At 53.7% G+C, this 14,515-nt stretch carries 10 protein-coding genes, 1 other RNA gene and 1 pseudogene; 1 reads left to right on the plus strand and 11 read right to left on the minus strand.

All coding sequences use genetic code 11. The features are described from left to right. Positions 1-133 precede the first annotated feature (133 nt). From pflB to garL, 10 genes and pseudogenes are all read right to left on the minus strand, one after another. Positions 134-2,428, minus strand: coding sequence for a formate C-acetyltransferase (gene pflB / locus KGP25_RS21445; RefSeq protein ID WP_223539605.1), 2,295 nt, complete (start codon positions 2,426-2,428; stop codon positions 134-136). Between the two features lie 15 nt (positions 2,429-2,443). Further along, positions 2,444-3,652 (minus strand): propionate kinase, encoded by a 1,209-nt coding sequence (gene tdcD / locus KGP25_RS21450; protein ID WP_223540596.1) that lies wholly within the window; start codon positions 3,650-3,652, stop codon positions 2,444-2,446. 30 nt (positions 3,653-3,682) lie between these two features. Next, positions 3,683-5,014 (minus strand): threonine/serine transporter TdcC, encoded by a 1,332-nt coding sequence (gene tdcC / locus KGP25_RS21455; RefSeq protein WP_223539606.1) that lies wholly within the window; start codon positions 5,012-5,014, stop codon positions 3,683-3,685. A 9-nt stretch (positions 5,015-5,023) separates the two neighbouring features. Next, on the minus strand, positions 5,024-6,013 hold the full coding sequence (gene tdcB / locus KGP25_RS21460) for a bifunctional threonine ammonia-lyase/L-serine ammonia-lyase TdcB (RefSeq protein WP_023326154.1): 990 nt from the start codon (positions 6,011-6,013) through the stop codon (positions 5,024-5,026). A 100-nt stretch (positions 6,014-6,113) separates the two neighbouring features. Further along, positions 6,114-7,034, minus strand: a complete 921-nt coding sequence (gene tdcA, locus KGP25_RS21465; protein ID WP_045910073.1) for a transcriptional regulator TdcA — start codon at positions 7,032-7,034, stop codon at positions 6,114-6,116. A 755-nt stretch (positions 7,035-7,789) separates the two neighbouring features. After that, positions 7,790-8,647 (minus strand): colanic acid biosynthesis glycosyltransferase WcaA, encoded by an 858-nt coding sequence (gene wcaA, locus KGP25_RS21470; protein WP_223540597.1) that lies wholly within the window; start codon positions 8,645-8,647, stop codon positions 7,790-7,792. A 99-nt stretch (positions 8,648-8,746) separates the two neighbouring features. Further along, positions 8,747-9,079 (minus strand): annotated as a pseudogene (locus KGP25_RS26800) (pentapeptide repeat-containing protein); the annotation flags it as partial. 298 nt (positions 9,080-9,377) lie between these two features. Continuing rightward, an RNA gene (gene rnpB / locus KGP25_RS21480) (RNase P RNA component class A) lies at positions 9,378-9,754 on the minus strand. A gap of 59 nt (positions 9,755-9,813) precedes the next feature. After that, positions 9,814-10,704, minus strand: a complete 891-nt coding sequence (gene garR, locus KGP25_RS21485) for a 2-hydroxy-3-oxopropionate reductase (protein ID WP_045415285.1) — start codon at positions 10,702-10,704, stop codon at positions 9,814-9,816. Positions 10,705-10,725: 21 nt separating this feature from the next. After that, on the minus strand, positions 10,726-11,496 hold the full coding sequence (garL, locus tag KGP25_RS21490) for a 2-dehydro-3-deoxyglucarate aldolase (RefSeq protein ID WP_048992584.1): 771 nt from the start codon (positions 11,494-11,496) through the stop codon (positions 10,726-10,728). A 374-nt stretch (positions 11,497-11,870) separates the two neighbouring features. On the opposite strand from garL, the gene garD reads away from it, so the two are divergent. Next, positions 11,871-13,442 carry a galactarate dehydratase gene (gene garD, locus KGP25_RS21495; RefSeq protein ID WP_223539607.1) on the plus strand — a complete coding sequence of 524 codons (1,572 nt, stop codon included), beginning with the start codon at positions 11,871-11,873 and terminating at the stop codon, positions 13,440-13,442. Positions 13,443-13,487: 45 nt separating this feature from the next. Here garD and KGP25_RS21500 read toward each other — a convergent pair whose 3' ends face one another. After that, a complete protein-coding gene (locus tag KGP25_RS21500; protein WP_045415290.1) occupies positions 13,488-14,291 on the minus strand; it encodes a DeoR family transcriptional regulator in 804 nt (267 codons plus the stop codon). Positions 14,292-14,515 lie beyond the last annotated feature (224 nt).

The following is a 14,515-nucleotide window of genomic DNA, read 5'->3' on the forward strand; positions in this document are numbered from 1 at the left end:
TCTGTTATAGGGGAAAGCAGGCGTATTGTTTTTCAAGAGCGGATGAATATGTGTGAGTAATTATATAAACAATTTTGTATGTTTAGCGGGCAAAAAAAAGCCCCCTGCGTTGAGGGGGCATGAGAACTCACATTTAGATAGATTGGGTAAACGTTCGCGAAATCACATCCTGCTGCTGCTCGCGCGTCAGGGCATTAAACCGCACCGCATAGCCCGAGACGCGGATGGTCAGGTTCGGGTAGTTCTCGGGATGCGCAATGGCATCGAGGAGCATCTCCCGGTTCATCACGTTAACGTTCAGGTGCTGCCCGCCTTCAATAGACGCTTCGTGATGGAAGTACCCGTCCAGCAGCCCTACCAGATTGGTTTTACGCACCAGCTCATCTTTGCCCAGCGCCTGCGGCACGATGGAGAAGGTGTAGGAGATGCCATCTTTGGCATAGGTGAACGGCAGCTTGGCGACCGACGTTAACGAGGCCACCGCCCCTTTTCTGTCGCGGCCGTGCATTGGGTTCGCGCCTGGAGCAAACGGCGTGCCGCCGCGGCGTCCGTCCGGCGTGTTCCCGGTCTTCTGCCCGTAAACCACGTTGGAGGTGATGGTCAGGATCGACTGGGTCGGTACCGCGTTGCGATAGGTTGGCAGCGACTGAACTTTCTTCATAAAGCGCTCCACCAGATCGCAGGCGATGCTGTCCACGCGATCGTCGTTGTTGCCGTACTGCGGATAGTCCCCTTCTATCACGAAATCGACCGCCAGACCGGTATGGTCGCGCACCGGCTTCACCGTGGCGTATTTAATGGCGGACAGGGAGTCCGCCGCTACCGATAGCCCGGCAATGCCGCAGGCCATGGTGCGGTAAACGTCCCGGTCGTGTAGCGCCATCAACGAGGCTTCGTAGCTGTACTTATCATGCATGTAGTGAATGAGATTCAGCGCGCTGATGTACTGCACCGCCAGCCAGTCCATAAAGTGATCGAGGCTCGCCATCACGGTGTCGTAATCCAGCACGTCGTCCAGCAGCGGCTCGGTTTTCGGGCCGACCTGGATCTTCAGCTTCTCGTCCACCCCACCGTTGATCGCATACAGCAGCGTTTTGGCGAGGTTGGCGCGCGCGCCAAAGAACTGCATCTGCTTACCGATCACCATCGGGCTGACGCAGCAGGCAATCGCGTAGTCGTCGCTGTTGAAGTCGGCACGCATCAGGTCGTCGTTTTCATACTGAAGCGACGAAGTGACAATCGACACCTGCGCGGCATATTTCTTGAACGCGATCGGCAGCTGTTCTGACCAGAGGATCGTCAGGTTCGGCTCCGGCGCGGGTCCCATGGTGTGCAGCGTGTGCAGATAGCGGAAGCTGTTTTTGGTCACCAGCGTGCGGCCGTCCAGCCCCATGCCGCCGATCACTTCCGTGGCCCAGATCGGATCGCCGGAGAAGAGCGTGTCGAATTCCGGCGTGCGCAGGAAACGCACCATGCGGATCTTCATAATGAAGTGGTCGATCAGCTCCTGCGCCTGCACCTCATTCAGGCGTCCCGCCTGCATGTCGCGTTCGATGTAGATATCGAGGAACGAGGCCGTGCGCCCCAGCGACATGGCTCCGCCGTTCTGGGATTTCACCGCTGCCAGGTAGGCAAAATAGAGCCACTGCACCGCTTCCTGGGCGTTCATCGCCGGGCGTGAGATATCAAAGCCATAGTTCGCCGCCATCTGCTGGATCTGCAGCAGCGCGCGCTTGTGCTCCGCCAGCTCTTCACGCAGGCGGATCGTCGCCTCCAGATCTTCGCCGCGCTCCAGCCTGCCCTGCAGATCGGCGAACTGAAGTTCACGCTCGCGTACCAGATAGCGGATGCCGTAGAGCGCCACGCGGCGGTAATCGCCGATGATGCGCCCGCGCCCGTAGCCGTCCGGCAAACCGGTCAGCACGCCGGATTTGCGGCAGCGCATCATCTCCGGCGAATAGACGTCAAACACCCCCTGGTTGTGGGTTTTGCGCAGCTCGGTAAAGAGATATTCAAACTGCGGATCCATCTCCCGCCCGTAGGCCTCAAACGAGCTGCGGATCATGTTGATCCCGCCGTACGGATGCAGGGCGCGCTTGAGCGGCTTGTCGGTTTGCAGGCCGACGATCGTCTCCAGATCCTGGTCGATATAGCCCGGCCCGTGGGCCGTAATGGTGGTGGCAATGTTGGTGTCAAAGTCCACCGGGGCGTGGGTGGCATTCTCCTGACGAATGCCGACCATCACCTTCTGCCACAGCGCCGTCGTTGCTGGCGTCGCCTGCGCGAGGAAAGCTTCATCGCCGTCGTAAGGGGTGTAGTTATGCTGAATAAAATCGCGCACGTTGACGGCGTTTTTCCATTCTTCACCGCGAAACCCGGCCCATGCGTCGCTGTAGGGGGCGACGCCCGTATCGATTGTTACGTTCATGTGTTTCTCGCTTTATCAGGCGTAAGCCGCAGCCGGGGTAACCTTCCCAAGACGGAGGGCGTCCAGCGCGATCATTTTTTCTTCGTTGGTAGGGATCACCGCGCAGACCACGCGGGACGAATCGGTGCTGATGACGCGCTCACCCGCGCTGCCCGGCAGGGAGTTTTTGGCGTCGTCGAGGATGACGCCAAACACCTTCAGGCGTTCAGCCACCAGGGCGCGAATCAGCGTTGAGTTTTCGCCGATGCCGCCGGTAAAGATCACCGCATCCAGGCGGTGCAGCGACGCCGCGTGCCCGGCAATGTGTCGCGCAATGCGGTGAACGAAGGTCTGGATCGCAAGCACAGCCCGCTCGTTGCCTTCATGCCAGGCTTTCTCCAGCGCCCGCAGGTCAGAAGAGATGCCGGAGATCCCCAGCAACCCGGACTCTTTGTTGACCACGCGCTCCAGATCCTCAAACGACTGACCGGTCTGCTGAGCAATCCACGCCATCGCGCCAAAATCCACGTCGCCGCAACGCGTACCCATCATCAGTCCTTCCAGGGGGGTCATCCCCATGGAAGTATCCACGCTTTGGCCGTTGCGCACCGTGCAGATGGACGCCCCGTTGCCGAGATGGGCGATCACCAGGCCGCTGTCATCGGGGGACAGCCCGAGAAGCGAATGAGCCTGCGCGGTCACATAGCGGTGAGAGGTGCCGTGGAAGCCGTAGCGGCGCACGCCCAGCGCTTCAAAATAGCGGTACGGCAAACCGTACAGATACGCCTGCGGCGGCAGCGTCTGGTGGAAGCTGGTATCAAATACCGCGACCTGCTGCACGCCCGGGAACAGACGCTCTGCGGCTTCCACGCCGCTCAGGTTGGCGTAGTTATGCAGCGGCGCCAGCGGAGAGACCTGGCGGATCTGCTCAATCACCTCTTCCGTAATCAGGGTCGACTCGCTGAAGAGGTCGCCACCGTGCGCAATGCGGTGGCCAATTAAGGCCACGCTGCTCATCAGGTCACGCTTCTCCAGCTCCAGGGCGATGGCAGCCAGCGCCCCTTCGTAGTCCTGGTGAACCAGTCTGGCTGGCTCACCCCCGTTCACGGAAATAAAGGCCTTTTCAGTGTTGATGCCGTCAGCAATGCCCGTCATCAAGGCGTCGCAACTGCTGGCGTCGAGCACCGAAAACTTAACAGAGGACGAACCGCAGTTAATTACCAGTACAACCGGAAACTCAATCATCATGTGACTCCGCTCTTCCTGAGCAATGGTTTAGAACAGTTTGTAAACGATATTCAGAATGGTCAGCAGGCCCACAACCGTGACGAAGATGTTCTCGGGTTTGCCCTTATATTTCGCCATGGCTGGCGCTTTGCGGATGGCGTACATCGGCAGCAGGCACAGCAGAGAGGCGATAATTGGCGCGCCCATGGCTTCGATAAGGTCGAGAATATTCGGGTTGGCGTACGCCACAATCCAGGTGGAGCCCATGATGAAGACCATGCTGATGGTGTTCAGTTTGCCGAAAGAGACCTTCTTCTTATCGCCTTTGTAGCCGAACTTGAGGATCAGGCCATTCAGCCCTTCCAGCGTGCCCAGGTAGTGGCCAAAGAAGGATTTGAAGATAGCGACCAGGGCAATAATGGAAGCGCCGTATTCCAGTACCGTCGCAAACGTCGATTTGGTGCCGGACATGGAGGCAAAGTGGTTCGCCAGGTAAGAGAGCACCGGGATGTTCTGCGCTTTGGCATCCGCCATGTTCTGCGGAGAGAGCGTAAACAGGCAGCTAAAGGCGAAGAACATCACCACGGCGACCATCAGCATGCTGGCGCGACTGATGATTTTGGAACATTTCTGCTCGGTGAATTCTTTACCGAACTCCGGCTCGTACTCTTCGCGCTTGGAAACCACAAACGAGGAGACGATAGGCGAGAAGTTAAAGGAGAAGACCATGATGGAGATCCCCAGCCACACCGTGACCAGGATGCCGTCATGGCCGGTGAAGGCGATATCGCTCAGGTTGACCTGGTCGATCACAGCGGAGTTCCAGTAAGGGATCAGAGACAGCGAAATCAGCACCAGACTGGCAATAAACGGGAATACCAGGAAGCTCATCACCTTCACCATCAGGTCCTTACCGAACCAGATAACAAAAGCCATCAGCAGCAGCAGGAACAGCGCCACCACGCCGCGGTTCAGCGCAGGCAGCTGGAGCTGGTTTTCCCAGAAGGTCATGAAGGTGTTAGTAATGGTGACGCCGTAAATCCACAGCAGCGGGCAAATGGCAAAGAAGTAGAGGAACGTGATCACCACCCCGCCGGTTTTACCGAAATGCTCTTCCACCGTTTCGGTGATGTTGCCGGAGACGTTGCTGCCGGACAGGCAGAGGCGCGCCAGCGCGCGGTGGCAGTAAAACGCAATCGGGAACGCGAGAACCAGCATCAGCAGGATAGGGATTAATCCGCCAAAGCCTGCGCGAATGGGGAAGAACAGCACGCCTGCGCCAATGGCGGTACCAAACAGGCCAAGCGTCCAGGTGGTATCAGACTTACGCCAGGAGGACGTTTTTGTCTGGCCAACGATAATGCTTTCTGTGTTGCTCATAGGTCACCTTTATGCGTCAACGAAGCCGGTAATTTGGGAAACACGGGAGAGATCGATATTGCCGCCGGAAATAATGCAGACGGTTTTGCGGCCCTGAATATAGTGATCCAGTTTGCCGCTTAATAACGCCGCACAGGCCAGTGCGCCAGCGCCTTCCGTCACCACTTTATTTCGCTGAATAAGAGCAATCATGCTGTTGCGAATATCGTCTTCGCTCACCAGCACAATGTCATCGACCAGTTCACGAACGATTTCGAAGGTTAATTTGCCCGGGCGAGAGACGTCGCAGCCGTCGGCTAACGTGCCGGTGACGCGATGGTTGGTTATTTCTCCTGCCTGCCAGGAGGCTGCCATTCCGTGCACGTTTTCAGACTGTACGCCGATAATATTAATGGTCGGGTTGATGGATTTAATCGCCGTTGCAATACCGGCAATTAAACCGCCGCCACCGATAGGGACAATCACGTTATCCACGTCGTATAAATCTTCGAGAATTTCCAGGCCGATGGTGCCCTGACCGGCAATCACTTTGGCGTCATCGTAAGGCGGAATAAAAATACGCCCTTCCATCTCGACGATTTCGCTGACTTTGGCGATGGTGTCGTTAAAGTTCTCACCGTGCAGCACCACTTCCGCTGAGTAGTCGCGCGTCGCGGCGACCTTGGATTTTGGTGCGCCCATTGGCATCACCACTTTGCCATCGATGCCGAGCATGGCGCAGGAAAGGGAAACCCCCTGCGCGTGGTTTCCCGCTGAGCAGGCGACCACGCCTTTGCGTTTTTCAGCATCGGTCAGCGAGCTTAATTTATTAAACGCGCCGCGAATTTTGAACGAACCGGTACGCTGCATGTTCTCAAACTTCAGGAATATTTCGCCCTTACAACGTTCACTGAGATAATTCGAGCGTGGCATACCGGTTTTATATATCTTGCCTGCCAGGCGTTTTCTGGCATCCTGAATATCTTCAATGGTTACCGGGAGATCGTAAGTAATATGCATAATATCCTCGTTATAATAATTCATTCTTTTCAGGCAAAGTCAGGGTATCAGAGCGTTAATGCGTTAAGCTCTGGGTATTTTTAAAATAGTAACTTATTATTTATCGTCGTCTTTCGACATTCATCGACGAATATTGTTTTGCCAGCTCAACTAATACGGACGCCGATTTTTTAATTCTGTAATTTTTAGACCACACGGCGGCATAACGCGCCACGGGTAATTCATCTTCCACAGGCAGCACAATAAATTGATCCGAACCGAATGGGGCGATCATGTCACGGGGAATCACCGTCAGATAATCGGCATTCAGGACAAGGTTATAAATGGTGACGACCGAATCGGTCTGGACGATGTTTTCGATGCTGATGTGGTTGTCTTGCAGAGTAGTCAGGAGTTCTTTGTAGTAGCCCATATCGGTTTGCGGCATCACCCACTGCTCGTGCGTGAGCGATGCCAGTGTCGTCGGGCCGGTGCACGTTCGCGTTTTGCTGGCGACCAGCACAAACTCGGACTCAAACAGCGGTTCGACGTGGAGATCCTGCAGCAGCATTTCGTCGCTCAGCGTACCGATGGCAAAATCCAGACGACCGTCGCGAATGGCCGGGAGGAAAGAGGAGAGCTGGGCTTCATACATTGAGACGCGCGCTTTCGGGAACACTTCCTTAAATTTTTTGATCATCCCGGACAGGAAGGTAAAGCCGATCAGTGACGGGTAGCCAAAGGAGACATCCATAACAGTGCTGAAGCTCAGGCTGTTGATTTCGCTCACCATGTTTTTCATTTCGCGGGTGATCGACTCTGAGTACGAGAGCAGAACCTGGCCCGCGGCGGTCAGTTTCACGCCGGTGTTTTTGCGCACCATCACTTCCACGCCGAAGTAGGACTCAATATCGCTGATGATTTTGCTGACGGCGGGTTGCGTCAGGCCCAGCTGCCTTGCTGCAGAACCTATGGAGCCACTTTTAATGACTTCCTGAAATACCACGAGGTGCTGTGTTTTCGGTAGAATAATAGTGTTCATAATATTCTGCGCTTATTTCCCTATGACGGGGTGAATTCTACTCAATTATGTTTAAAGGGGTATGTGCTGTTACTCACAATTTGCTTTTCAGCCCTTTTACCTCACCTCTCAAAAATCCATTAAAAACCTTACAAATCAACAGAGTAGAAACATAAAAATACGCTACAACGCTGATATTGATCAACAAAAATAGCGGGAATAAATTTATTTTATGGCGATAACCCGGATAAATTTCACCGCTCTTAAAAAATCAATAAAGACGATATTTCAGGCAATTAAAGACCAATAAATAACCGTTATTTGTTTGAAACATTCTTTCAATTTATCAATTTTTTACGGCGTGAATTTTCAGACTTCAGGAAAAGAGTGGAATACGTCACACATTCATGGGAGAAATGTATTTGATTTCAATATGTGCATATCAAACGAGAAAAGATTTGCGATCATTAAGCTAACAATCATAACAAATTATCAATACTACATATCGTCGGTTTTTTGGATTTAAATTTTGTGATGTCGATCGTATGCAGATGCCGGGTTGGAATTGATAAGGGAAAAACAGTGAAATGTGCTTAATGTCGCAAATATGAGAATTGATGTCGTTTGTGTGGTTGTCGGGTGGCGCAGCGCTTACCCGTTCGTCGTGGTTGTCTGCCGGGGTGATTCCCGGCGACTTATCCAGCCCCTCGTCGCTAAGATTTCCGTATCAATCTACTCATTCTGAACACCACCACGACTCTTGGCGTTTGTACGCCTTAGAACTTTTTGTTCCGGAAGCGGGTATACATCATCAGATAGCGTTTCAGATTGCGTAGCGTCATCAATTTCATCAGGGTTTGCGGGCGCATTTTTTTGTTGCGAATGTAGTAAAGAGTGAAGAGCTGATATTTTTTACTCGGTACGTCTAATTTGGCTTTGTGTTTCCGGTAAAAACGTAGATAACCTGAAAATTTTCGTCCTGAGCAGGTAATGCGGACGTCGCCGTGATTGACATAAAGCACCTGGGTGATGTCATCCAGTTTGAAAGGTTCACCGAAGGTTTCTGCCAGCCGATAAAACGCATCATAATCCTGAGCCGCAGGCAAGGCGTCGTCGAACAGGATCTGTTGCATTCTACTGGTTAAGGTCAGCATTTGGTTGCCTATAATATTCCTTTTATCAAACAGGCTTTTTTTATAAGCCGGTTTCGGATATACCTGCAACTCATCAGGGTGATGATATCCGGTACCGTCACAGAGATAATCATTTGCGTATAAAAAACTGTGCAACTGAAGTTGATGTTGACAAGTAAGAAAGGAGGACAGGCGTGTCGGCAGCCATTCATCATCATCGTCCAGACCCGTAATAAGATCACCCCGGGCCATCCGTATAGCCTGATTTCGAACTGCACAAGCGCCAGAGTTAAATTCATTGCGAATATAGGTAATGCGCGGGTCATTCAGTTCAGTGATATACGTCAAGAGCTGGTCAAATGACGATGAGAAATCATCAATGATAATGAGTTCCCAGTGCACATAGTCTTGATTCAGCACCGATTGTATGGCTCTGATCGCCAATGTCTGGCGGTTCCAGGTTGGCATATAGATGGAGATGAGTGGTCGGGATAGTGGCATGTCACTTTCAATTTTCTCATGTTCCGTCAATGGCCCGGTGCGATCGTTGAAGCAGGCATTATGGATATCGCTTCCAGTAAAATCCACGCAAGTACAATCAGCATGACTAAAAATAGTACCTTCCGTTTTACAGTAGCTAAGATTAGCGCCTGCAAGATTAGCACAGGAGAAATCGGCTCCACGAAGATCACAAAACGAAATATCGCATCCCGATAAATCAATATTGCATAAATAGAGCCCCCTGAGATCCATAAACCGCAGGTCTGCACCTGCCAAATCAGGCTGGTATCGGCGATTTTTCAGCATATTTCTATGATATTTAATCAGTTTTTTTCGTTTGTTTTTTTTGTTCATGCTCAACTGAATACCGATGGGTAAATTAGGCGTTGAGTTAAGCGCTCTTATCATCCTGTAGCAATAGCCCCTCTTCATTTTCAGAAATTAATTAGGGGTAAACTGTATTTATTAACGATTCATTTATTTTTCTCATACATTTTAGTGAGCCAGGGTGGTCTGTAGATCAAATATTGACAGGGAATAAACATGAATCGCAATCCAGAGACATACGAAAAAACCACCTGAAGGTAGTCAGAAATGAAGGCTGTCGCGGTTGCCAGGTTTCAGGATAGTCGGGATGGAACAGCCGTTGGTGTGCCTCGTTTGTATCACAGTCTGTGTTTCATTTTCGCCTGTGAAGGCCTGAGGCACACCAACGAATTGTTTTAGAAGAAGTTGAAGCTGACCGATAAGCCGGGTTCTGTCGTGGACAGTCATTCATCTAGGCCAGCAATCGCTCACTGGCTCAAGCAGCCTACCCGGGTTCAGTACGGGCCGTACCATGTGAACCCCTATTTGGCCTTGCTCCGGGTGGAGTTTACCGTGCCACGGACTGTTACCAGCCGCGCGGTGCGCTCTTACCGCACCCTTTCACCCTTACCTGATCCCGCTTGCGCGGGCCATCGGCGGTTTGCTCTCTGTTGCACTGGTCGTGGGTTTCCCCCCCAGGCGTTACCTGGCACCCTGCCCTATGGAGCCCGGACTTTCCTCCCCTCCGCCCGTCTCCCCCGAAAGGGACGACGACGAAGCGGCGACTGTCTGGTCAGCTTCGGCGCGCAGTATAGAGGGTTTGCGCGCCGCTGTCACCCTCAGGTACAGGTAAGGCGTGATTAACGCGCCACTTCCACCTTCGCCAGTTTTTCGTAGTAGCATGCAATTGCGCTGTGATCGGCCGTGCCCAGGCCATCGGCACGCAGCGCCTGCATCATCTCCATGACCGCTGCGGTCAGCGGCAGCTGTGCGCCCACGCCGTGGGAGGTATCCAGCGCGTTGGCCAGATCTTTGATATGCAGGTCGATGCGGAAACCAGGTTTGAAATTGCGATCCATCACCATGGGCGCTTTGGCATCCAGCACGGTACTGCCCGCCAGACCACCGCGAATGGCCTGGTAGACCAGGTCCGGATTGACGCCCGCTTTGGTTGCCAGCGTCAGCGCTTCAGACATGGCGGCAATGTTGAGCGCCACAATCACCTGGTTTGCCAGCTTGGTCACGTTACCCGCCCCAATCTCTCCGGTGTGCACCACGGAGCCCGCCATGGCTTTCATCAGGTCGTAAAATCTATCGAAAATAGCTTTATCGCCGCCGACCATCACTGACAGCGTGCCGTCGATCGCTTTCGGCTCACCGCCGCTGACCGGCGCATCCAGCATATCGACGCCCTTTGCTTTTAGCGCCTCGCTGATTTCACGGCTTGCAAGTGGTGCGATAGAGCTCATATCGATCAGCACCAGGCCTGGCTTCGCGCCGTCGATAATGCCGTTTTCACCCAGCGCAACCTCTTTAACATGCGGGGAGTTTGGCAGCATGGTGATGATGACATCGCACTGCTCAGCAATCGCTTTCGCGGTGGTGGCCGTTTCTGCTCCCGCCGCCATCACCTCAGCCACGGCCTGTGGATTATGATCGGATACCACCAGTGAGTAACCCGCTTTGATGAGGTTCTTACTCATTGGTTTACCCATGATCCCCAGGCCAATAAAGCCCACTTTCAGCGTCATAATCTGTTTCCTCAATGATGGTTATTTTTTAAAAGCGTCCGCTAATTTCTGCGTAGCCGAGCGGAAAACGCCGAGGTCGCTGCCGACGGCAACGAACGTGGCTCCCCACTCCAGATAGCGGCGTGCGTCAGCCTCAACCGGCGCCAGAATGCCGCACGGTTTACCGTGTGCTTTGGCGCGGGCAAAGATGTGCTGGATCGCGCGCTGCACGTCAGGGTGGCTGGCGTTGCCCAGATGGCCAAAGGCGGCAGCCAGATCGCTTGGACCGACGAAGATCCCGTCCACGCCGTTTGTGGCGGCAATCGCGTCGACGTTATCAACGCCCTGCTGGCTCTCGATCTGAACCAGAATGGTGATGTTGCTGTTGGACTGCGCGAAATAGTCCGGGACGGTGCCAAACATATTGGCGCGGTGTGAAACGGAGACGCCGCGGATCCCTTCGGGAGGGTAGCGCGTAGACGCAACGGCCAGTGCCGCTTGTTCTTCCGTCTCCACAAACGGGATCAGGAAGTTGTAGAAGCCGATATCCAGCAGACGCTTGATAATCACCGGTTCGTTGGTGGGGACACGCACCACCGGGGCACTGTGGCTGCCTTTCAGCGCCATCAGCTGCGGAATAAAGGTGCTGATATCGTTCGGCGCATGCTCGCCGTCCAGCACCAGCCAGTCGAAACCGGCCAGGCCCAGCACTTCGGTGCTGATGGGATTTGCCAGCGCGGACCAGCAGCCAATCTGAATCTGGTGCGCCGCGAGAGCCGCTTTAAATTTATTCGGGAAGATCGCGTTATTCATCGTATTTACCTTTTTAATTCAGCAGCCTTTTTCAGCATCATTTTATTTATTCAGACACCGCGCCAGCATGATATTTATTATTCTGCCGTATTCTGGCGTGATAAAAACGTCATTCAGTATAAGACGCTATCCGCGACCGCACATTGTTTTAATGCTCAGGTATTACGGTATATTTTGATAAAAATTTTTGCATATGCACAAAGCACTGGGCGCTAATGCACAGAATCAAGGATTACGGGTTCTGAAGCGATCGGGATCACATTTTGCGATTCATTCTGCTGACATGCTTTATTTCTGAAAGCCGCGTATTTATTTCTACCATTAGAAAAATGGCTGAATTTATTATCAGACTTTTTGCTGGAGAATACTGAACAATGGCCGACATTGAAATTCGACAGGCACCGCCGACGGCGTTTTATATAAAAGTGCACGACGCCGATAACGTAGCGATTATCGTCAACGACAATGGCTTAAAAGCGGGAACCCGCTTTCCGGACGGGCTGGAACTGATTGAGCATGTTCCGCAGGGACATAAAGTCGCCCTGGTGGATATCCCTGTTAACATCGAAATCGTGCGTTACGGTGAAGTCATCGGCTATGCCGTTCGTTCGATACCGCAGGGAAGCTGGGTGGAGGAGTCGCTGGTGGCGCTGCCAGAAGCGCCGCCGCTGAATACGCTTCCGCTGGCAACCCGCGTGCCGGAACCGCTTCCCCCACTGGAAGGCTATACCTTTGAAGGCTATCGCAATGCGGACGGCAGCGTCGGCACCAAAAATCTGCTCGGCATTACCACCAGCGTGCACTGCGTGGCGGGTGTAGTGGATTACGTGGTGAAAATCATCGAACGCGATCTGCTGCCAAAATACCCGAACGTCGACGGCGTGGTGGGCCTGAACCACCTCTACGGCTGCGGCGTGGCGATTAACGCGCCCGCTGCCGTGGTGCCTATCCGGACCATCCACAATATCGCCCTGAACCCGAACTTTGGCGGCGAGGTGATGGTCATTGGCCTCGGCTGTGAAAAATTGCAGCCAGAACGTTTGCTGCAGGGGACCGAGGATGTCAAAGCCATCCCGGCAGACGAGGCCAGCATCGTGCGCCTGCAGGACGAACGCCACGTCGGTTTCCGCTCAATGGTCGACGATATTTTGCAGGTAGCAGAGCGACATCTGGACAAGCTCAACCGCCGCCAGCGCGAAACGTGCCCGGCCTCTGAGCTGGTTGTGGGTACCCAGTGCGGCGGCAGCGATGCCTTCTCCGGCGTGACGGCCAACCCGGCGGTGGGCTTTGCATCCGATCTGCTTGTTCGCTGCGGCGCCACGGTAATGTTCTCCGAGGTGACCGAAGTGCGAGACGCCATCCATCTGCTGACGCCGCGCGCGGTTAATGAAGAGGTCGGCAAGCGCCTGCTTGAGGAGATGGCCTGGTACGATAACTATCTCGATATGGGCAAAACCGACCGCAGCGCCAATCCCTCCCCCGGGAACAAGAAAGGCGGCCTGGCAAACGTGGTGGAAAAAGCCCTCGGCTCTATTGCCAAATCCGGGCAGAGCGCCATTGCAGAGGTGCTCTCTCCGGGACAGCGCCCGACGAAACGCGGCCTGATCTACGCGGCAACGCCGGCCAGCGATTTTGTGTGCGGCACGCAGCAGGTCGCATCCGGCATTACGGTGCAGGTCTTTACCACCGGGCGCGGCACGCCGTACGGCCTGATGGCGGTGCCAGTGATTAAAATGGCGACCCGCACCGCGCTGGCGAACCGCTGGTATGACTTAATGGATATCAACGCGGGCACCATCGCCACCGGAGAAGAGAGTATTGAGGACGTGGGCTGGAAGCTGTTCCACTTCATTCTCGATGTCGCCAGCGGGCGGAAGAAAACCTTTTCGGATCAGTGGGGATTACACAACCAGCTGGCGGTGTTTAACCCGGCACCGGTGACGTGATTTCCCCTCACTCTACCCTCTCCCCCAGGGAGAGGGTAAAAAAATTTAAACCAACACCACCTCAATCCCGCTTTTCCGTAATCCTTCAAGACTTTCCGCTGGAATACCTTCATCGACAATAATCATATCAATCCGTTGCGTATCAATGATTTTATGCAGGCTTGAGCGATTAAATTTGCTGGAGTCAGTAACAACGATAATACGCTCCGCCACCTCGCACATTTTGCGATTCAGTCGGGCTTCGTCTTCGTTATGCGTACTCACGCCCCGATCGAGATCGATGGCATCGACGCCCAGGAACAGCAGGTCAAAATGGTAATTCTGTAGCGACTGCTCGGCCTGGTCACCGTAGAAGGATTGCGACTGACGACGCAAATGCCCGCCGGTCATCAGCAACTCCACCCCATCAGCTTCCAGCAGCGCATTCGCTACGTTCATGCCGTTAGTCATCGCAATCACGTCCGTGTGCTGGCGCAGCATGCGGGCGATTTCAAACGTCGTGGTACCCGAATCCAGAATGATGCGGTGCCCGGGTTTGACCAGCGCGGCAGCGGCCTGAGCAATGCTGCGCTTAACCGCCGTATTCAGCGAGCTTTTATCTTCCACGGAAGGCTCAGCGCCCGGCACATTACCTTCGCAAATCAGTGCCCCGCCGTAGGCGCGAACGGCAATGCCCTGCTTCTCAAGAAAGGCGAGGTCATTGCGGATCGTCACCGTCGAAACGCCGTACAGATGAGACAGATCGTTAACCTGCACGCTTCCCTGCGCCCGCAACCGCTGAATGATCTGTTCTCGCCTTTCACTGGTGCCGGTGATGCGCTTTTCTGCGGATGAATCGGTGCTGCTCATACGAGCTCCTTAATCAATATTCTTTCGTTTCATTTCGTTTTGCCTATTAAGGCCTTTCCTTTAAGGGAATGCAAGCCCTGCATGGTGACGATACGCAAGCTGGCATCGCGCTGAAACCTTTCATTATGTTTCTTTTGTGAAACAGATCGGAAAACTATTATCTTTCGTTTTATTTTTATATCACCATGATGCAGGATTAAATGAAACAAAACGAAAGATAAATA

Source organism: Enterobacter sp. JBIWA003, assembly GCF_019968825.1.
Classification (GTDB): Bacteria; Pseudomonadota; Gammaproteobacteria; order Enterobacterales; family Enterobacteriaceae; genus Enterobacter; species Enterobacter quasiroggenkampii.

Bases quoted from the DNA above. Each gene is read 5' to 3' on its own strand.
- tdcC (WP_223539606.1), bottom strand. From the start codon at position 5,014: ATGAGCAACACAGAAAGCATTATCGTTGGCCAGACAAAAACGTCCTCC.
- garD (WP_223539607.1), top strand. From the start codon at position 11,871: ATGGCCGACATTGAAATTCGACAGGCACCGCCGACGGCGTTTTATATA.
- wcaA (WP_223540597.1), bottom strand. From the start codon at position 8,647: ATGCCACTATCCCGACCACTCATCTCCATCTATATGCCAACCTGGAAC.
- tdcD (WP_223540596.1), bottom strand. From the start codon at position 3,652: ATGATTGAGTTTCCGGTTGTACTGGTAATTAACTGCGGTTCGTCCTCT.
- garL (WP_048992584.1), bottom strand. From the start codon at position 11,496: ATGAATAACGCGATCTTCCCGAATAAATTTAAAGCGGCTCTCGCGGCG.
- pflB (WP_223539605.1), bottom strand. From the start codon at position 2,428: ATGAACGTAACAATCGATACGGGCGTCGCCCCCTACAGCGACGCATGG.
- tdcA (WP_045910073.1), bottom strand. From the start codon at position 7,034: ATGAACACTATTATTCTACCGAAAACACAGCACCTCGTGGTATTTCAG.
- tdcB (WP_023326154.1), bottom strand. From the start codon at position 6,013: ATGCATATTACTTACGATCTCCCGGTAACCATTGAAGATATTCAGGAT.
- garR (WP_045415285.1), bottom strand. From the start codon at position 10,704: ATGACGCTGAAAGTGGGCTTTATTGGCCTGGGGATCATGGGTAAACCA.
- KGP25_RS21500 (WP_045415290.1), bottom strand. From the start codon at position 14,291: ATGAGCAGCACCGATTCATCCGCAGAAAAGCGCATCACCGGCACCAGT.